This is a genomic window from Bradyrhizobium zhengyangense, assembly GCF_022012555.1.
In the GTDB taxonomy this organism is placed as follows: Bacteria; Pseudomonadota; Alphaproteobacteria; order Rhizobiales; family Xanthobacteraceae; genus Bradyrhizobium; species Bradyrhizobium zhengyangense.
Genome location: NZ_JAKLTZ010000003.1, coordinates 823426 through 842494, shown reverse-complemented (window position 1 = coordinate 842494; position 19069 = coordinate 823426). Strand labels below are relative to the sequence as shown.

The following is a 19069-nucleotide window of genomic DNA, read 5'->3' as shown; positions in this document are numbered from 1 at the left end:
TCCGTGGTCACGTCCCCACGGACATCCTCTCGTTAAATCCCACGCGGCGAGCTCATCACGGCCAAGGCAAGCGACAATGATCCCGATGGCACGTCTCATTCGGCTGCCATCGGCATCATCTCGTGCTGATCATGCAGGATCACGCCCGCCAGCGGGTCGAACTCGCCTTCCCATGGCTTGCTTGCCAATGCCGCCCGGGTGTGTGCATAGCCAGCCTCCCAGCGCCGCATGATCCCGGTCGGGCTGAAGTCGATATCCTTGGTGTGCGTCTCATGATCGAGTTGCGGGGCAAGCAGCCGCACCACATGCATTCGTGTCGGACAGCCATAGCTCATCAGTTCACGGACTGCCGGATTACCGCGTTCGTGCTCGGGGAGCCTTGCGGCCAGCTGGTTGATGACGTGACGCAAACGATGCGCCTGCTGCTGGCGCGTAACTTGGCTTGCGATCCGACTGGAGTATTGAACGTCCTTATGGCGGTTCAGGACCTCGGCCATCGTGGTTGGCTCACCACCTACGGGATTCCAGAGATGCACCGCGAAGATCAGCGAGTTCTTGCGCGGATTGTCGTCGAACACCGCTTCCGTCGGCGTGTTGGACAGGATCCCCCCGTCCCAGTAGAGCTCGCCGTCGATACGCACGGCCGGAAACGCCGGCGGCAGCGCGCCTGACGCCATCACATGCTTCACTGTCAGCTCGCCGTCGCGGCTGTCGAAATAGCGCATACGACTCGAGCGCACATGGGCCGCGCCCACCGTGAGCCGCGGCGTGCAGCGATTGACCAGGCTGAAGTCGACAAGCTCGTTCAGCGTCTTCTCGAGCGGCGCGGTGGAATAGAAGCCTGCGTGATCGGCGCCGAGCGGATAGGAATCACCGGCATGCGCCAGCGGATTGGGCCGGAAGAAGCCGGGAATGCCGCTGGTGACGGTCGACCAATAGGTGAGCTTCTCGTTGAAGCCGGGGAATGCGGTGCGGAAGCTCCAGGCCGGGCTCTGCTCCATCCGCTTCCAAAACACTTTCAGCCGCTCGAGCCGATGCTCCGGCTCATTGCCAGCGATCAGGCTGGCATTGATCGCACCGATCGAGGTGCCGATGATCCAGTCCGGCTCGATCCCGGCCTCATGCAGGGCCTGGTAGACGCCGGCCTGGTAGGAGCCGAGCGCGCCGCCGCCTTGCAGCACCAGCACGACCTGGCCCGGCAGGTCACGTGACCCGATACTCTCTGTATTGCCGTTCATGTCGCGCTCCCTGTGAGCTTGCACTGGTTGGATATTCGGGAACCGTCGCGGTTTGTTACGCCGGCTCATGTCAATGCGCGGTCCAGCCGCCATCGACCGGCAGCGCAATGCCGGTGATTGAGCCTGCAGCTTCCGTCGAGAGAAACACCGTGAGAGCGCCGAGTTCTTCCACCGTGGTGAAGCGCTTGTTTGGCTGCTGCGCGAGCAGGACGTCGCGGATCACCTGGTCGCGGGAAATGCCGTGCGCCTTGGCCTGATCGTCGATCTGCGCTTCGACCAGCGGCGTGTAGACATAGCCGGGACAGATCGCGTTGCAGGTGATCGCCTCCTCCGCAGTCTCCAGCGCCGTCACCTTGGTCAGGCCAACGATTCCGTGCTTGGCGGTGACATAGGCCGCTTTGAAAGGCGAAGCCACAAGGCCGTGCGTCGAGGCGATATTGATAATACGGCCGAAGCCGTTCTGGCGCATCGCGGGAAGTGCAAGCCGCGTGGTGTGAAAGGCCGAGGTCAGATTGATCGCAAGGATCTGGTCCCATTTTTCGACCGGGAATTGATCAAGCGGCGCGACGTGCTGGATGCCGGCGTTGTTGACGAGGATGTCGAGCCGGCCGGACTCCGCGATGGTCGCGGCGATCATCTCGGCAATCGATTTCGGCCGGGTCATATCGGCGGGCGAGAAGCTTACCTTGACGCCGAACTCGGCCGCAATCTGCTCACGGATCTTGCCGATCTCGGCCGCCATGCCGAGCCCGTTCAGGACGACGTCGGCACCTTCAGCGGCGAGCGCCCTGGCGATGCCGAGCCCGATGCCGCTGGTCGAGCCCGTGACGAGCGCGACTTTGCCGGCGAGCGCCCTTGTGGTCTGAGATGTCTGTGGCTTGACGGGAATATTCATGGCCAATCCTCCTATGACGACGGGTCGGCCTCGTGACCGGACCCCTGACTGATGCGAATTGTGAGCGATGGCCTCAAGAAGCGGAAATGCCTGATGGCTTCCGAAATGATACGCGCGCGCTATCGGGTGCGGGATGTCATTCCCCGTCCCGATCGGTTAAGTTCCGTCCCGATCCTGCTGGGAGCCATCCATGGAAATGCACCAGGTCCGCTATTTCCTCGCGGTAGCGCAACTCCTGAACTTCACGCGCGCCGCCGAGGAATGCAACGTGACGCAGCCTTCGCTGACGCGCGCCATCAAGCAACTCGAGGCCGAGCTTGGCGGCGACTTGTTTCGCCGCGAGCGGCCGGCCGCACAACTGACCGAGCTTGGCCAACGGATGCATCCGCTGTTGAAGCAGTGCTATGAGGCCGCCGCCGGCGCACGCTCACTCGCCTCCTCCTTCAAAAGCGGTGAGGTCGGCGCGCTGCGTGTCGCACTGACCCATGCAATCGATCTTTCACTGCTCATCCCCCACCTCAATCAGATCAGGCGGCAGTTCAACCGGCTCGAGTTCCGCTTCTTGCGTGGTTCAAGCCGCGAAGTCGCCGACTATCTCAAGAAGGGTGAAGCCGAGCTCGGCATTGCCGCCGAGATTGACGGGGCCTGGGAGCGGCTCGACGTCTGGCCGCTATTCACCGAGAATTTCGACCTCGTGATCGGAAAAGGTCACCGGCTTGCGAGCCAGGGCACGATCGAATTCGACGATCTGCGCGCAGAGCAATTGCTGAGCCGAAACTATTGCGAGCATGCCGGCCGGATCTCGTCGAGCTTGCGCGAGCACGGCATCGATGTCGATCATGGCCATGAGATCTCCAGCGAGCGCGACCTGATCGAGCTTGTCGAGGCCGACATCGGCATCGCGCTGATGCCGCACTCCTCACCGGTGCCCGAGAACCTCAAGCGCGCCGCCGTGAGCGGCCTCGACGCGCGCCGCACCGTTAGCCTCTACGGCATCGCTGGCCGTCAGCGGACAGCCGTCGCGAACACGGTGATGCGGATGCTGCGCGGCGCGGATTGGCGGGCGATTGCGGGGTGATATCCCCTCCTGTCGGAGAGGAGTCGGCGACGGCAGAACTAATTCTCCCGGCCCGCGCTCTCCAGCGCCGCGAGCAAATCGTCGATCTCCATGCGCTTGCGAAAATCTGGGTCGACGAAGCGGGCTTTGACGAGGCCGTCCCGACCGACAACGAACACAGCCGGGATCGGCAACATCCAGCCGTCATTCCCGTGGAATTTTGCCATGTCCTGGTATGACAATAACCGCTGGATCTCGGTGCCAAGCCAGATCGCCAGGTTGAGCGACAGCGCATAGCCGTTGTCGAGGTCGGTGAGCACCGGGAACGGCGCGCCCGAATCGGCGATGAACTTCCCGGTAAACTCCTGCGTCTCCGGCATGATCGCGACGATCTGTGCGCCTACCGCGCGGATCCGATCCTGCGCCTGGATCACCGCGCGGACGTTCAACCGGCAGTAGGGACACCAGTGCCCGCGAAAGAACATGACGGCCACAGGCCCGCGTGCAAGCAATGATGGCAGCCCGACGAGTTGCCCCCGATCGTCGGGCAGCAGGAAGGGCGGCATCACCTCGCCCGGACGCGGCGCGTTCTCGCCGCCCCCGTTCTGGCTGAGTCGCTCGACCAGGCGATCGACCGCATCCCCGTAAGCCGGGAATATCTCGCGGCCGGCATCCGCATAGGCGCGAAGCTGCTCGTTCAGCGTGCCCTCCATGTCGCGGCAGCGCTGAAAGGCGAGTTTCAACTGCTCAGCATCGGCTGGGGTCAGGGACGTCATTCTTCCGCTCCGGCACATGGTGCGAGGGACATTATTTTGCGTTCTGGTCCCCCCTGCAAGGGTCACCGTCAACGCCGACTGGCACCCTGGCATCGAACGCCGGATTTCCTGAAGGCGGAAATGCCGATCCCCAATCGGTTCGATAGCCGTCGCCTATCGACGCCCGATAGCACGGGGCTATCGCATCGAGAGCAAGATCGCATTTCACCTCGTTCAGTGCGGCGTCCATCCTGAGCGCAGTCCAAGCTGCAGCCGTCAGGAGCCGATCATGAATCGCCAAATCGCCTCGCCTCTCTCCCATTTCGCCGCCTCGCTGGCACTGATATTTCTCCTGCTGTCGGGCGCCGCCCCGGCGGCCCGCGCCGACAGCGATGACGGCGTCGTTCGCGTAAAAAGTGCCGTGCCGATGGCGGAGGCAATCAGTCGCATCAAGGCCGACATCGCCGCCAAGGGCATCAAGTTCTTCCTCGAAGTCGACCAATCGAAGCTTGCTGCTGATGCCGGCATCAAGCTGCGTCCCTCGACGCTGCTCATCTTCGGTAATCCGCCACTCGGCACCCAGTTCATCACCGCCAATCCCAATGCCGGACTCGACTGGCCGGTGCGCCTGTTGCTAACGCAGGACGACAATGGCGATGTTTGGGCAGTGTGGACCGATTTCGACTGGATCGCCAAGCGCCACAACATCACAAACCGCGAAGCGCAGTTCAAGATGGCGACGACAGTCGTCAGATCGATCACGTTCACGATCACCGGCAAATAGGTGCTGCTTCCATGGCACGCGAGACATTTGATGTGGTGATCATGGGTGGCGGTAATGCCGGGATCGGCGTGACCGGCCCGGTCCGGCGGGCCGGCCAGTCCGTCGCCATGATCGAAGCATCCGATCTCGGCGGCACCTGCCCCAACCGGGGCTGCACGCCGAAAAAAGTCCTGGTCGCCGCAGGTCAGGCGCTGCACGACATCGAGCGCGCCGAGGCGCACCACATCGCGGTCGGCAGGCCGCGGCTCGACTGGGCCGCACTGATCGACCGCGAAAAGGACATGATCAAGGACATTCCGGCCAATCTTACCCGCGCGATGACGCGCCGCGAGGTCGAGGTGATCAAGGGCTTTGGTACCTTTGTCTCGCCCAATACCATTCGCGTCGGCGACCGTCTGCTGGAAGGCCGCCATATCGTGATCGCAACGGGATCAAGGCCGCGGCCCCTGCCGATTCCCGGTGCCGAGCACATGATAACCTCGGACGACATGCTGCGCGACCGGGTGCTGCCGACCTCGATGATCTTCGTGGGCGGCGGCGTGATTGCACTGGAATTCGGCCATGTTTATGCGCGGGCCGGCGCGGCCGTGACCATTCTGGAAGCGCTTCCGCAGCTTCTGCCCACCATGGACGCCGACGCGGTCGCCCAATTGCGGGCCGAGAGCGAGCGGCTCGGAATCAAGATCAACACCGGTGTCGACATCAGGCGCATAGAGGCCGCCGGCGGGCAGCTTCGCGTGATATTCACTCATGACGGCGTCGAACATGCCGCTGTGGCCGATCGCGTCGTCAATGGTGCCGGCCGCGTGGCAAATATCGACGGTCTCGATCTCGCCGCAGGTGGCGTCGAGCATGCCAATGGCCGCATCGCAATCGATCAGTATCTGCGCTCGAGATCAAACCCGCTGGTCTATGTCTGCGGCGACGCGGTCCCGATCTCACCGCAACTGTCGCCAATCGCGACCTATGAAGGCGACATCGTCGGACGCAATATCGTCGCCGGAGCGAAACATAGGCCCGATTATGCGGGTATGGCGACATCTGTTTACACCGTGCCGGCACTGGCCGCCGTGGGCATTACCGAAACCACGGCGCGTCAGACCGGTGCCACCATCGACGTTCACGTCAACGACATGCGCGACTGGTTCTCAGCTCGATCCTATGCCGAAACCGTCGCCTGGTCGAAGGTGATCGTGGACCGCGTCTCGGACTGTATCCTCGGAGCGCATTTCGTCGGCCACGGCAGCCAGGAGCTCATCAACATTTTCGGGCTCGCGATCAAGTTCAGCATCACGGCCAGCCAACTCCGAGACAATGTCTACGCCTATCCGACGTTCTCGGCCGACATCAAGCACATGCTCGGGCGCGCATAGCGGCACGCTATCGTCTCAAGAGACAGACGGTATTTCATCAAGCGCACCACTTCGACGATGCTGATGCCATAGCCGGTGACCGGAGGTCGCGGCCAACAGAGGAGACACATGAAATGACCACGAACCTCAAGCTCTCGTACACCATCTGGCCTGCCCTCGCCCTCGCCGGCGCCTTCGCACTCACCGCGCAACCGGCCTTCGCGGGCGAATGCCCGGCCGACAAGATGAAGCCGAATGCACGGCAGATGGTCGACTACAAGCCGGTCGGCGTCACCGACGTCACGCTCGGTTCGATCGACCTCGAGAAGCAGCCGGCCAACATCAAAGATCGCGAGCTGCGATTCCGCAAGTTGACGATCGAACCCGGCGGCATCGTGCCCTGGCATAGCCATGACGACCGTCCGGCACTGATCTTCGTGCAGCAGGGCGAGATCGTCGAATACGCCTCCAATTGCGTCGATCCGATCGTGCACAAGGCCGGCGATATCAGGCCCGAAGTTTCCGGCACCTCGCATTGGTGGAAGAATCTCGGCAAGGAAACCGTCATTCTCTATGTCGGCGACGTCCGCAAGGATCAGCACGACCACAACATGTAGCGAGTACACCAAGCCCCTGCCCTCGCTACCGGATGTGACGCCCGCCCCCCATGTCGCCCCACATGCCGGGCGTCACATCCTCCTTCTCGCCAGGAGATGCCGTGTCATGACGGATCTGTCCGCGCACGTGAGACCCGCGAACATGGCGATGCACGGACGCTCGCCCGGCGTCGCCTTCCGCTCGCTCGTCATCGGGTTGACCGCGTTCCTGACGGTCGTCGATCTCTTTGCGACCCAGGCCATTCTGCCGTCCCTGACGCGCCATTACGGCGTGACGCCGGCCGCCATGGGCTTTGCTGTCAACGCCTCCACCTTTGGCATGGCGATCTCAAGCCTCGTCGTCGGCTTCCTCAGCCCGCATATCGACCGGCGGCTTGGCATTCTTCTCAGCCTCACGCTGCTCGCGATCCCGACCAGTCTGCTTGCGGTGGCGCCCAACCTTGCTGTCTTCACGGGTCTTCGGGTCGCGCAAGGCCTGTGCATGGCGTCGGCGTTTGCGCTGACGCTCGCTCACCTCGGCGAACAATGCAGCGCGACGGATGCCGGCGGGGCGTTTGCCGCCTACATCACCGGAAACGTCGCGAGCAATCTGATCGGGCGGCTGATCTCGGCCGCCGTCGCTGACAGCCTTGGACTGTCCGGGAATTTCTACTTCTTTGCCGCTCTCAATCTGACGGGCGCTGTGCTGGTCTATTTCACCATCAATCGCGTCCAGCCGATGCATGCGATGACTCCAGCCGCCTCGCCACTTGCCGCCATGTTCGCGCATTGGCGCAATCCACGGCTGCGCGCAGCTTTCGGCATCGGCTTTTGCATCCTGTTCGCCTTCATCGGGACCTTCACGTTCGTGAATTTCGTGCTGGTGCGGCCGCCACTCTCGCTTGGGATGATGGACCTTGGCTTCGTCTATTTTGTCTTCCTGCCCTCGATCGTCACCACCCTTCTTGCCGGCAAGGTCGCCACGCGCATCGGGACACGACCGGCCATCTGGGGCGCGCTCGGCCTTGCCGCGCTTGGTGTGCTTTTGATGCTGCGCCCGCATCTTGCCGAGGTGTTGACAGGCATGGTCCTGGTCGGCGTGGGGACGTTCTTCGCTCAAGCGGTCGCGACGGGCTTCGTCGGGCAGGCCGCGACCGACAACCGCGGCGTCGCCAGCGGCACCTATCTGGCCTGCTATTTCCTCGGAGGTTTGACAGGTACGGCAGTGCTTGGACAACTCTTTGATTCGATGGGATGGACGGCGTGCGCGATCGGCGTCGCAGTTGCGCTCAGCTCAGCGGCGCTGTTGACGCTCAAGTTGAAGATCGCCTGAAGACGGCGCGTGCGACGTGGCTCACTTCAGCGAGATCGTTATCTCGCTGATATTGGCCGCAAGCTCGAGCCCAGCTTTGGGGCCTTGCAGAATGATGGTGACGCCCTTTTCGTTGCGGAGATGAACGCCGTTGACGCCGCCGACCAGCGCAAAGCCGCCGCCGACGGAGCTATAGGTGCCGGCGAAGTCGCCGACGTCGCGGATATCAGAGGCCCAGCCATCGAAGCGACCGACCGTGGCGCCGGCCGTGATGCCAAGGCTCAGGCCAGTGATCTTGAATGGATAGGTCTTGCCGCGATAGGTGAGCACGCCGCGGCCGACGCCGCCGCCGACCAGCAGGCCGGCCTTGACGATCTTGGCCCGGACATGGCCGGCAGCCTGCGCAAAGGACGGCTTCGGCGGCGCCGCTAACCCGATCGCGAGCAGGAAGACCGCCATCAGACGGAACGCGTGACGGCGAATGTCGATGCGCCATTCAGGGTTTTGCGGCATCGACCTTCTTCCAGGTCTCGTCAGGATCGAACAGCGTGGTGCGCTCGGCGATGAACTCGGTGCGCTTGCCGAGATCCTTCTGGTAGACGGTGCCGGCATGGTTGACCAGGAAGGTCATCACGCCGGAATTGCCGTATTCGGCGGGCCAGGCGATCAGCCCGAAGCCGCCGATCATCTTGCCTTTGACGACATAGTTGAGCGTGCCGCCCGGCGCATCGCGCCCCTGCCCCTTGAGGATGTGGAAGTAGTAACCGTGATAGGGCGCGGGTCCGACGTCGCCGGCGCGATAGCCCTCCTTCGAGGCCTCAGCCGCCAGTGGGCCGAGCGGGCTCGGATCGCTGTCGTCACGCCAGAACAGGCCGTCCTTCTTGCCAGGCGACGAGACGAAGCGCTGGGCATAGACACCGGCGCCTTCGCCGCGGTCCCTGTCGGCGTATTCGTTCTGCGCGTCGACATAGGCGAGCGCGGTCTGGATCGCGTCGAGCTCGTTGCGGCCGATGCGCCGGCGAAGCACCTCGATGCGGCCTTCGTCCGTATTGAACTCCCAGCCGGCCTTGGTGTTCGCCAGCGGAATCGGGAACGGGAAGTCGTCGGGCCCCAGCAACAACGTCGCGGTCTTGTTGCCCTCCGCCTTGATGCCATGCTTGGTGTCGTACATTGACGAGAACCGCGCGCGGATGTCCTTGTCGGCGACCTCGTCACCTGACGAGACGATGTCCTCGGCCGCCCTGCCCAGCACTTTCAGGATGTCTTTCGGGCCCGCCTTGACCGCGTCGGCTAGCGCGGCTGCGGCGTCCTCCGGGGACTTGTAGGATTGCTGCGCCCGCGACGGCGAGGCGAACAGTACCAGCGCGATCACGCCGGGCACGATCGCACGATGGAACGATTTCCTGCCGTTCATGGCGTCACCTCCGCCGCCGGGATCTTCGCGCCGCCGGCGAGCCAGTCGCGGTAGGTGCGGAATGTCAGCCCGAGCTTGTCGTAATAGACCCTCAGATAACCGTCGCTGCCACGGGTCACCGCGTCAGGCATCACCTGCTCGACCTCCTGCGCCATCACGCCGACATAGGTCTTGTCGCTGCCGATGTAGCTGAAGCGATAATAGCCGAGCCCGTTGGAGAGATGGCCGAGCACGACGATGTCGTGCTTCAGCGCGATATCGGAGCGCCGGCCACCGCCGCCGCCGCCACGGCCGCCTCCGCCTCCGAAACCACCGCCTCCGCCACGCGCGGCCATTCCACCACCGCCGCCGCGCCCGGCCATGCTCGGTCCGCCACCGCCCCCGCGCGGCATGCTCGCCATGCTCGCGCTTCCGCGTGCCGATGCTGCCGCTGCCGACCGGCCGGAAGAGACGTTCATGGCGCCGCCGCGATTGGCAGCGGCGCCGCCGCGGTTCGCAGCCTTCGCACGATCCCCCCCGCCCTTGTTGCCAGCTTTGGCGCGGTCGCCGCCGCCCTTGGTACGATCACCGGCACCGGCGCGGTCGCCAGCGCCCGCTCGATCGCCGCGATTGCCCGCGCGATCACCAGCCCGATCTCCGGCCCGATCGCCCGGACCGCCACGATCACCTGCACGGTCACCGGCACGATCGCCTGCACGATCGCCAGCACGGTCTCCTGCACGATCTCCTGGGCCGCCCTGGTTGGGACGCAGCACCTGATTGCCGTCGCGGCCGCGGAAATCCATCCGGTCCGACGCGCCCGCCCTGACGTTGGTGTTGCCGAAGCGCTGCTGGACGTTGGTGTTGTTGTAACGCACTCCGCCGCGATGCGCCGGATTGTGCTGCCACCCCCCGCCGTTGATGTTGGTGGTGCGATGATTGACGTAGACGTTGCGGTTACCCCAGTTGCAGCCGCCGCCCCAGTAATTGCCCCAGCGCCCGATCGCCCAGGCGGTACCGAAGGCGATGCCGGCTGCGACCACGCCCGCGCCGATATAGGAGGGATAGCCCCAGTAATAGGGCGGATATTCCGCATAGGGCCAGGTGCCGTAGACCGTCGCCGGATCGTAATACGGAACGTACATCTCCGCAGGGTTGGCCTGCTGGATGACGACGACCTGCTTGCCTTCCTGGGACTGGACGCTGACCTTCTGTTGCTTGGTGGTGACCAGCTTCTTATTGTCGTAAGCCTTGTTGCGCAGACGCTGGATCGCATCCATCACGTCGGGCTGCTGGGCCAGAAAGGCGTCGCCGAGCTTCTGGGTCCATTCGAGCTTGTCGCTCATCATGGCGAGAACGTCCGCCGTGCTGGCGAGCGCCTTGATGCTGTCGTCCCAGCTCTGCTTGTCGACCTGCGTCTTCAGCGCGTCGCCCTTGAGGCTCTTGTTGTCCTTCAGCCAGCGATCGGCCTGCACCACTTCGAGCGGATAGGTCGAGGCCGCCAGCACGTTGGCCAGCAATTCATCGGGATAGAGCGCGATCGGCGCGACCAGCGCCTCGAGCTGCTCGGGCTTCAAGAGCTCGGCGGCAGTGGCTGGTGGCGCTGCCGGCTGCGTCTGCGCAGCTGGAGCGGCGGCCGGCGTTGCCGGCGTGGTGGCCTGAGCCATTGCGACGGCGGGAACCGCCACCATCAGCGCAAGCGCCATCAGGATATTGCCGCAGCGAAACATCACGACCTCCGCCAACTTTCCATCCACGACCATCGGGCCGGGGGACCGGCTTTCGTTGATCGAGATCAACGGAATCGGGCCACCGAGCTGTTGCGGCGCGAGAGATCAGCCGAGGAGCGGCAGCCGGATGGCGAACCGTGCCCCGCCCGCCTGTTGGTTGGTAGCGCTGATCGTGCCCTGGTGGGCCTCGACGATGGTTTTCGCGATCGCAAGTCCCATGCCCATGCCTTGAGGCTTGGTGGAAAAGAAGGGATCGAACACATGGGCGAGATCGGAGGCCGGCACACCCGGTCCGGTATCGACGACATTGACCTCGGCCTCGCCACTGGTGCGCACGGTCCAGACGCTGACCTCGCGTCTGCCGGTGCTCGCATCGGAGATCGCGTCCATCGCGTTGATGATCAGGTTGAGAACGACCTGCTGAAGCTGGATGGGATCGCCCTTGACGTGCAGATCGACCAACACCGGCGTATAGATCAGCGTGATCCGGCGTCCGTCGGCAACGGCCCTGACGAGGCCGACCGCTTCCCGGACCGTTTCGTTGAGTTCGATATCCTTGACCTCGAACGGCGTCTTCTTCAGGACACTGCGCAGCCGGCGGATCACCTCGCTCGCCCGCTGATCGTCGCGCCTGATATCGGCGAGGATCAGGCGGATCTCGTTGAGGTCGGGTGAATTGCCCTTAAGCATGAGCTCGGCCGCCTCGGTGTTGGTCAGGATCGAGCCCAGCGGCTGATTGAGTTCATGCGCGATCGAGGTCGTCAACTCACCGACGGCCGAATAGCGGTTTGCGTGGGCAAGCTCTGCGAAGCGCTGGCGCGACTCGACCTCTGCAACCCGGCGGCGCTGGCGCTCATGCAACAATCCGCTGATCAAGCCAGCCTGCACCAGAATGATGGCGGCGATCAGCAATATCTGCTTGCGATAACGCTCCCAGATGGTGGGCTCGCGAAACAGAACTTCGCTGCCGGGAGGCAGATTGCTTTCGCTGATGCCCCAGCGCTGCAATTCGCGCCAATCATATTTCGGCCGCCCGAATTCGATCGGCGCGTACTTGATGGCAGACGGTTTCTCGCCTCCGAGAACACGCATCACCGCATCGACCGTCTTGCGGCTGATCTCCGCCGTGAGCTGCATCGGGCCGCCGACGGTGCCGTCGCCGAAGAAGGGGTCCTGGTACGAGAAAATCGGCGCGTTGGCGACCGCGCGCAGGCTACGCAAGGCTATGTCCCCCTCGTAGACGACGCCTGCAGCGTCGACCGACATCAGCCCCCAGAACAGCACAGTATGGGGCGGAAGCTTGGCCGCGCGATGGAGGATCTCCTCGAATGGCAGGTCGGAATACCAGACGAGGTCGACACGATTTCCGAGCGGTTTGAGATCCTGCTTCAACTGGTCGATCCAGAAGTTCTCGAGTGGCGATGCTCCGATCACGACGCCGACCGTTTTGGTGTCCGGCAGGACGCGCAGGATGTTGTCAAACACCGCCATGAAATCGAGACGTGCCGACACAACGACGTCGTTGTCGGTAAGATCAAGGCGGTTCACCAGCCGCTCCTCGACCACGGTCAGCACCATCGGCGTATCGGGGAAAAGCTTCGCGCGATACCGCTGCACGAACCGCGCCGCCGGAGCACCGATGCTCAACACGATGTCGGGCGGTGCGCCCTGATAGAGCGAGGCGAGATACTCGACGAAGGGCGCTTCCGGGCCAGGATTGTTGAAACGCGCGCTGAGCAGCGCGTGTTCCTGGATGTCGAGCGGCCAGGACGATCGTTGCTCGAGCCCGGCCTTGATGCTCCGCGCATACTCGCTCCAGGGGCGGAATTCGCGGCCGAAGGAATGCAGGATGAGCACGCGCTTGAGTTCGCCGCGCGCGCTGCGCTGGGCGGCATCGGCGCTGCCGGAGAGAACGCAGGCGCCCAGCAACAGGCCGAGGCCGAGCCAAACAGCCCAAACCGGCCTCAGCTTGACCGACACCCTGGATTTGCGCCCGCTCATCTCGCTCCGCCGGCGGCCTTTCCAGCCGCTTCTAGCCATAATTCTAGCGGGAATTGCGTGGCTCCAACAGGCCGCAGAGCGGGCACTATGGCCCAGGCTTCGCCGGGCAGCGGTGATAGCGGATCTCCATGTCCTCCATGCCCGGGAACAGGCGGACGAGACTGTCGGCATCCAGCTCCTTCAGGCTGAACTGGACGCTGGAAAGCATGATGTCGGTCGCGCAGGCCGCGATCAGATTGACATTTGGCCCGTCGTCCTTCCGCGCCTTGATCCGGCAGCGTGCGAACTTGCCGATGATCTGGTCGCCATCGACGATGAAGCCGCCGCCGAAAACTTCAGACATGTCGGTGAAGCCGACCTGGTTGCCCTTGCGCTCGAAGACCTTTTGACAGTTGTTTGCGTCGGTCGCCCAGGGGCCGTTGAGATCGATGGCCTCTGCCTGGCTGATGTTGGCGAGCAGCGAAACCGAGATCAGCCCGCCCAGCGCAATCGATTTTACTGGATCCATTTCTATTCCTTCGAGCAATCAATGACCGCTCAACACGAGCGTCTTGATGGGCATCAGCAAGGCCTGAATGCGCAGCAGCATCGCATGCACGAGGCCGACGCCATCGACGACGTGAAGCGCGATGGCCCGGCCGGTGCTGGTATGCTCCGCCGAAATTTCCTCATGATTGCTGGTATAGGCGTTGACGACGCAGCTGCTGCCCGGCGTCACGCCGTCGAGCCCGTTCTTGTAGAGCGGTTCGAGGAACACCAGGATCGTGCCGGGCGCGGCCGCGTTCTGCGCCTCGACCAGTTGCTGGCCACCCTGGAACTGTCCGGCCGCGATGTAGTCCTGCACAGTCGTGATGACCATGGGAATGATTACCCAAGGTTTTGAGATGCAGGCCGCTTCCGCCACCATTCCTTCCTTCAGCACGCCAGCTTCGATCTGGCCGAAGCCAGCCTGCAGAGCCTTTCTGCCGGCGCCGTCCGGGATGAGCACCCCCGCAGGCCGCAGCATTTGATTGACGACATCACCGGTGCGGAGCAGGAACTGTTCGACCCGGCCGTCGACGCCGGCGCGGATGACCGTCTGGTCCAGAAGCACCTGCGCCTCCGCCACGGCAGCTTCGGCGCTTGCCTTCTGCGCCGGCAGCGAGGTCGAGACCTGCAATGACGCCGCCTGTCTTGCAGCGGTCGCAGCATCGATGCCGGACTGGCGCTGATCGACCAGCACCTTAAGCTTGTCGATGTCACGTTGCGGCACGATACCGGGATTGCGGCTCTGGAGCTCTCTCTTGACGTCCAGCTCATCCTTGGCTTGCTGATAGTTCGCCTTGGCTTCGCCGATCTGGGCCTCGGCCTTGACGACTTCTGCCTGCGCTGTCTGCAAGGTGGCGTCGATCTCGGCAACCTTGCGCTTGGCGGTTTCGAGCGCGGCTTCCTGCTTCGCACTGTCAAGCCTGAACAGCACGTCACCCTTCTTCACCGGCGCGCTGAAGCCGACATTCACCTCGGCTACCCGGCCAGCCACGCCTACAGGCGCGATTGGTACGGTTCGATAGTAGAGCGTCGCCGAATCCGTCGCCGGATGGAAATAGAAGATCATCGTGATCAGCGAAATCGTCAGCATCAAACAGCCGGTGATGCCCCAGCGCAGCTCATACCAGACCGAGAAGAACGTGATCTCCTTGCCAAAGCGCTTGCCCTGGCCATAGCGGCGATAGAGATAATCAGGCACGATCGTGAGGAGCGAGCAGAACATAAGCTCAAACATGGCTGTGCTCCTTCTCCTTGGGGGTAGCCGGCGTCTCGGCCGGTGGTGGCGCTTCAGCAGGTTCGCCCGCCTCTCCCGGCGTCGCATCGGCAATCTTCTCGACAGAGTCAGCGATGCTGCGCAGCGGCGTTCCGAAGTCGGGGATGTCGATCAGTGCGAGCAGCAGGCCTGCGATCCAGAAGATGTGCATATGGGTGAACAGCGAGATCAGGCCCAGCACGGCCACGAACTCGAATTGGAGCTTCTGCGATTTGTGTGCCATCCGCTCGGGAAGGCTGTGCAGCTTCCAATAAAGCGTGCCGATCCAGAGCACGGTGCCGATCAGGAATATCCCCATCACCACCATCAGCGTGTCGGCCCCGCTCCCCGGCGCGAGATAGAACGGCAGATGGTGCGGTGCCATCGGATTTAGCTGATCGCTCAAAGGTCTCTCCCGGCCAAACGTGCACTTGCTGCACTGTGTCCAGCTCGGCCCGCAATTTGCTTGATTTGAATCAAGGGAAATGTCCCACGCCGGACATAGCGTTTCTGCAAATGCCGTTCGAATAATCACAGGGAGCCGCAGCCATGCCCGGGCTTGACGATCTCATTCCCAACGCCACCCAGATCCGCAAAGAGGCCGCACTGAAAGAGGCCGAGAAGGCGGAAGAGTATGTCCGACTTGCCGCCGCCGCCGAAGCCGAGAAGCGTGCGCTGATCGAGCGCTTGAGCAAGCCCTCCGGCAAGAGCGAGGAAGAGAAGATCAAGCTCGCCGCGACGATCATCCAGCGTGCCGTGCGCAACGGCCTCACCGAGGTGCTGGTCTATCGTTTCCCCAATTCGCTCTGCACCGACAAGGGGCGCGCCATCAACCAGATGGAAAAGGGCTGGGAGACCACCCTGACCGGGATCCCCAAGGAAATCTTCCAGCTCTGGACCGACTATCTGAAGCCGCGCGGCTATCGCATCGCTTATCAGGTCATCGATTTTCCGGGCGGCATGCCGGGCGACATCGGCGTGACCATTTCATGGGACGACGAGTAACGACGTTGAAGCGCGATGAGATTGGGTTGAATCGTCATAGCGCTTTAGCTCTTTGTTTGAGCATGATCTTTTCGGAAAACCGCTTCACACTTTTCCGGATCATGCTCTAGCAGCCGAAAGGACAGGCATGGCCAAGAACGAGCCCGCGGAAAAAATGAAGCGCAAGGCTTATGAGAAGGAGCTGGAAAAGCTTCAGGTCGAGCTCTGCCACCTCCAGGAATGGGTCAGGGCCCAAAAGCTGAAGGTGATTATCATCTTCGAAGGGCGCGATGCCGCCGGCAAGGGCGGGACCATCAAGGCCTTGACCGAAAAGGTCAGCCCGCGCGTATTCCGCGTCTGCGCCCTGCCCGCGCCCTCCGACCGCCAAAAATCCCAACTCTTCCTGCAACGCTACATCGAGCAATATCCCGCCGGCGGCGAGATCGTGATCTTCGACCGCAGCTGGTACAACCGCGCCGGCGTCGAATATGTTATGGGCTTCTGCTCGCCGGCCGAGCACAAGCGCTTCCTGGAATTGTGCCCGCTGGTCGAGAAATTCGCCGTGGACGCCGGCATCATCCTGATCAAGCTGTGGCTCGAGGTCGGCATGGAGGAGCAGGAGCTCCGCTTCAGGGCGCGGATCGAGGATCCGTTGCGGCAGTGGAAGCTGAGCCCGATGGACACCGAGTCGTTTGGCCGCTGGTACGATTATTCCCGCGCGCGAGACATGATGTTCGAGGCGACCGACACCAAGCATGCGCCATGGCGACTGATCCGCTCCGACGACAAGCGGCGCGCCCGCCTCAACATCATCTCGCATATTTTGCAGGCGATCCCTTACAAGAAGATCAAGCGCGAGAAGGTCAAGCTGCCGCAGCGCTCCCACAAGGGCCGCTACAACGATCAGGCCAGCCTGCGCGGGCTGAAATTCGTCGAAGAGCGATATTGAGACGCATGATCCCAACATGAAAAACGGGCTGCGGTGACGCAGCCCGCTTTATTGCAAGCCTCGTTCACGCCTATTTCAGCTTGATGGTCACGCCACCAACCGCAGCCGACACTTCCGCGCCGACCTTCGGTCCTGTGAGCTGAAGGATCACACCATTGCCGTTCTGCAACTGCACGGCGCCGGCGCCGGCGGCGACCGCACCGCCGGCTCCGCCCGCTGCATAGGAACCTTCGATCGAGGCCGGCCCCTTCAGGTGATAGGCATGGCCTACGAACTTGGTCGTCGAGGCGCCAATCGTGAAGCCGACGCTCATCCCTGATACCGTGAAGGGATATTTGTGGCCCCTGTAGAGCAGCACGCCCTCCCCGCCACCGACGCCGACGATGAAGCCGCCCTTGGTGAAGACGACGGCGACCTGGCCGGTGTCAGCGCGCGAAGGCGTGCTGAAACCTGCAACGATCGCAAGCGAAGCGGCCAGCGCAGCTCCGACGGTCAATTTTCTCATAGCGTTCTTTCCCCTTTTGTTTACTGCGCCAGCAGCATTGCGAAGTAGCCGAAGATCGTCAGCAGGATACCCGAGACGGCATAGCCGACCGGGAATCCGATCCAGGGCACGGAGCTCTGGATCTCGACCGCAGCCTCCCGGCACGGACCGGAATGCGACCGCGCGCCGGCGACGCCGCCCATCAGCACCGCCGGGTTGATCTTGAAGACGTGGAAGCCGATCGCCCAGACGATGAACGGCGGGATCGTGCAGGCAATGAACCCGACGATGAATATCTTGAGGGCAATCGCACCCGTTAGCTGCGACAGCAGCCCGGCGCCGGCATTGACGCCGACGATGGCAACGAACACGACGAGGCCGAGATCCTCGAGCACGTTGCGGGCCGCGTTCGGCGTGTTGCCGAAGAAGCGCAGCCGCGACACGATCGAGGACACGATCACACCCGACAGCAGGAGGCCGCCGGCATTGCCGAGGCCAACCCTGGCGCCGAACGCCGGGAAGTCTACCATTCCGATCAGGAAGCCGAGGATCATGCCGACCGCCAGCGTCAGCAGGTCGGTCGACGTGTTGGTGCGCGCAATGCGGCCCCACATGTCGCCGAGCTCGCTGACCGCAGACTTGAGGCCGACCACCGAGACGATGTCCATCCGCTCCAGCTTGGTCTTGAGACCGGCCGGGATCTGCACGCCGCCGCGCTCGACCTTGGTGACCTGCAACTGGCCAGCAATCGCCGTATCGCGGAAGGATTCGAAGGTGCGGCCCACCATCTCCTTGTTGGTGATGAGGATGTCTGCCTGGTCCATGGGAATGCCGAGTGTCTTGGCATCTGCGACCTCCGGGCCGATCAGGCCCATCTTGTCGGTGAGATGCTCGGTCGAGCCGCCAAGGGCGACAATGTCGCCCTTTTGCAGCACGAGATCGGCATCGGCCCCCTGCGGCTCGCCGTTGCGCCCGACATTGACGATCCGGTATTCCGGATTCATCGCGCGGAACTTGGCGATGCTGATTCCGGCGGTCGCGGGATTTTCCAACCGATAGGCACGCAGGCCGAACTGACGATAGCCGGTGAGGCCGCCGCCTTCGAGATCCTTGACCCCGAATTCCTGCTCATACTGCCTCGCGGCAGCCTTGGCGTCGACACCCCACCAGCGCGGCAGATATTTGCAGATCAGGATGATGCCGACGGTGCCCCAGATGTAGGTGATGCCATAGGACAGCGCGATCATGCCGGAAGCCTGCTCGGGCTTCATACCCTCGGGCAACTTGACGACGCCTGAGGTAATCGCCTGCTCCGCCGAGCCGATCGCCGCGGACATCGTCTGCGAGCCCGCCAGCATGCCGCCGGCAGCACCGACAGGAAGGTCGAAGATCTTGGCACCAAGAACGACCAGCGCGAGGCCGAGCACGCTCGACACCAGCGCCAATATGCAGAACTTCAGCCCGTCACCTTTCAGGCTGTTGATGAAGGATGGCCCGACACGCAGGCCCACCCCGTACATGAAGAGATAGTAGAACAGGCTCTTGGCAAAGTTGTTCAGCTCGAGCTTGACGCCGTAGGTCGACGACCACACCGACAGGCCGGCGCCCACCACGATGGCGCCGGCGACCATGCCGAGGCCATATCCCTTGATGCTGGCCCGGCCAATATAGACGGCGAGGCCGACGACGAAGAACAGCAGCAGATACGGGTTCTGCTGAAGGAACGTGAAAAACCCCTGCATGTCGGTCCCCTCTCATA

General features: G+C 63.1%; 19 protein-coding genes. 7 read left to right on the top strand and 12 right to left on the bottom strand.

What is annotated here, in order from left to right; translation table 11 throughout:
* Positions 1–95: 95 nt before the first annotated feature.
* Together L6639_RS14670 and L6639_RS14665 are read right to left on the bottom strand one after the other, a co-directional pair.
* Entirely contained in the window at positions 96–1238 is a 1143-nt protein-coding gene (locus L6639_RS14670; RefSeq protein ID WP_237862386.1) for a patatin-like phospholipase family protein, read from the bottom strand.
* A gap of 70 nt (positions 1239–1308) precedes the next feature.
* The gene (locus tag L6639_RS14665) at positions 1309–2133 is read right to left on the bottom strand and encodes a 3-hydroxybutyrate dehydrogenase (RefSeq protein ID WP_237862385.1); all 825 of its coding nucleotides are present in this window, start codon (positions 2131–2133) and stop codon (positions 1309–1311) included.
* 190 nt (positions 2134–2323) lie between these two features.
* On the opposite strand from L6639_RS14665, the gene L6639_RS14660 reads away from it, so the two are divergent.
* On the top strand, positions 2324–3211 hold the full coding sequence (locus tag L6639_RS14660) for a LysR family transcriptional regulator (RefSeq protein WP_237862384.1): 888 nt from the start codon (positions 2324–2326) through the stop codon (positions 3209–3211).
* A gap of 38 nt (positions 3212–3249) precedes the next feature.
* Here L6639_RS14660 and L6639_RS14655 read toward each other — a convergent pair whose 3' ends face one another.
* Positions 3250–3966: a peroxiredoxin-like family protein gene (locus L6639_RS14655; RefSeq protein ID WP_237862383.1), complete on the bottom strand. Its 717-nt coding sequence runs from the start codon at positions 3964–3966 to the stop codon at positions 3250–3252.
* Positions 3967–4234: 268 nt separating this feature from the next.
* Between L6639_RS14655 and L6639_RS14650 the strand changes: the two genes are divergently transcribed.
* From L6639_RS14650 to L6639_RS14635, 4 genes are all read left to right on the top strand, one after another.
* Entirely contained in the window at positions 4235–4729 is a 495-nt protein-coding gene (locus L6639_RS14650; RefSeq protein WP_237862382.1) for a DUF302 domain-containing protein, read from the top strand.
* Between the two features lie 11 nt (positions 4730–4740).
* Positions 4741–6102 (top strand): dihydrolipoyl dehydrogenase family protein, encoded by a 1362-nt coding sequence (locus L6639_RS14645; RefSeq protein ID WP_237862381.1) that lies wholly within the window; start codon positions 4741–4743, stop codon positions 6100–6102.
* Positions 6103–6215: 113 nt separating this feature from the next.
* A complete protein-coding gene (locus tag L6639_RS14640; RefSeq protein WP_237862380.1) occupies positions 6216–6698 on the top strand; it encodes a cupin domain-containing protein in 483 nt (160 codons plus the stop codon).
* Between the two features lie 106 nt (positions 6699–6804).
* On the top strand, positions 6805–8010 hold the full coding sequence (locus L6639_RS14635) for an MFS transporter (protein ID WP_237862379.1): 1206 nt from the start codon (positions 6805–6807) through the stop codon (positions 8008–8010).
* A gap of 21 nt (positions 8011–8031) precedes the next feature.
* On the opposite strand, the gene L6639_RS14630 is transcribed toward L6639_RS14635, so the two are convergent.
* The 7 genes from L6639_RS14630 to L6639_RS14600 all read right to left on the bottom strand — a co-directional run bounded on the left by L6639_RS14630 (position 8032) and on the right by L6639_RS14600 (position 15278).
* Positions 8032–8502, bottom strand: coding sequence for a hypothetical protein (locus tag L6639_RS14630; protein ID WP_237862378.1), 471 nt, complete (start codon positions 8500–8502; stop codon positions 8032–8034).
* Entirely contained in the window at positions 8486–9403 is a 918-nt protein-coding gene (locus tag L6639_RS14625; protein WP_237862377.1) for a DUF2950 domain-containing protein, read from the bottom strand. The genes L6639_RS14630 and L6639_RS14625 overlap by 17 nt, the downstream gene beginning before the upstream one ends.
* On the bottom strand, positions 9400–11112 hold the full coding sequence (locus L6639_RS14620) for a DUF3300 domain-containing protein (RefSeq protein ID WP_237862576.1): 1713 nt from the start codon (positions 11110–11112) through the stop codon (positions 9400–9402). The genes L6639_RS14625 and L6639_RS14620 overlap by 4 nt, the downstream gene beginning before the upstream one ends.
* Positions 11113–11217: 105 nt before the next feature.
* Positions 11218–13113, bottom strand: a complete 1896-nt coding sequence (locus L6639_RS14615; protein ID WP_237862376.1) for a sensor histidine kinase — start codon at positions 13111–13113, stop codon at positions 11218–11220.
* An 85-nt stretch (positions 13114–13198) separates the two neighbouring features.
* Positions 13199–13621 carry a hypothetical protein gene (locus tag L6639_RS14610; RefSeq protein WP_237862375.1) on the bottom strand — a complete coding sequence of 141 codons (423 nt, stop codon included), beginning with the start codon at positions 13619–13621 and terminating at the stop codon, positions 13199–13201.
* Between the two features lie 18 nt (positions 13622–13639).
* Positions 13640–14875 carry an HlyD family secretion protein gene (locus L6639_RS14605; RefSeq protein WP_237862374.1) on the bottom strand — a complete coding sequence of 412 codons (1236 nt, stop codon included), beginning with the start codon at positions 14873–14875 and terminating at the stop codon, positions 13640–13642.
* Entirely contained in the window at positions 14868–15278 is a 411-nt protein-coding gene (locus L6639_RS14600) for a hypothetical protein (protein ID WP_237862575.1), read from the bottom strand. Before L6639_RS14600 ends, L6639_RS14605 begins: the two co-directional genes overlap by 8 nt.
* Positions 15279–15442: 164 nt before the next feature.
* Between L6639_RS14600 and L6639_RS14595 the strand changes: the two genes are divergently transcribed.
* Both L6639_RS14595 and ppk2 read left to right on the top strand, forming a co-directional pair.
* Complete coding sequence (locus L6639_RS14595; protein ID WP_237862373.1) at positions 15443–15898, top strand: hypothetical protein; 456 nt, start codon at positions 15443–15445, stop codon at positions 15896–15898.
* A 127-nt stretch (positions 15899–16025) separates the two neighbouring features.
* Entirely contained in the window at positions 16026–16826 is an 801-nt protein-coding gene (gene ppk2 / locus L6639_RS14590; RefSeq protein WP_237862372.1) for a polyphosphate kinase 2, read from the top strand.
* Positions 16827–16896: 70 nt separating this feature from the next.
* Here the strand turns inward: ppk2 and L6639_RS14585 are convergent, their stop codons facing one another.
* On the bottom strand, positions 16897–17331 hold the full coding sequence (locus L6639_RS14585; RefSeq protein WP_237862371.1) for a hypothetical protein: 435 nt from the start codon (positions 17329–17331) through the stop codon (positions 16897–16899).
* A 20-nt stretch (positions 17332–17351) separates the two neighbouring features.
* Complete coding sequence (locus tag L6639_RS14580) at positions 17352–19052, bottom strand: aspartate:alanine exchanger family transporter (RefSeq protein ID WP_237862370.1); 1701 nt, start codon at positions 19050–19052, stop codon at positions 17352–17354.
* Positions 19053–19069 lie beyond the last annotated feature (17 nt).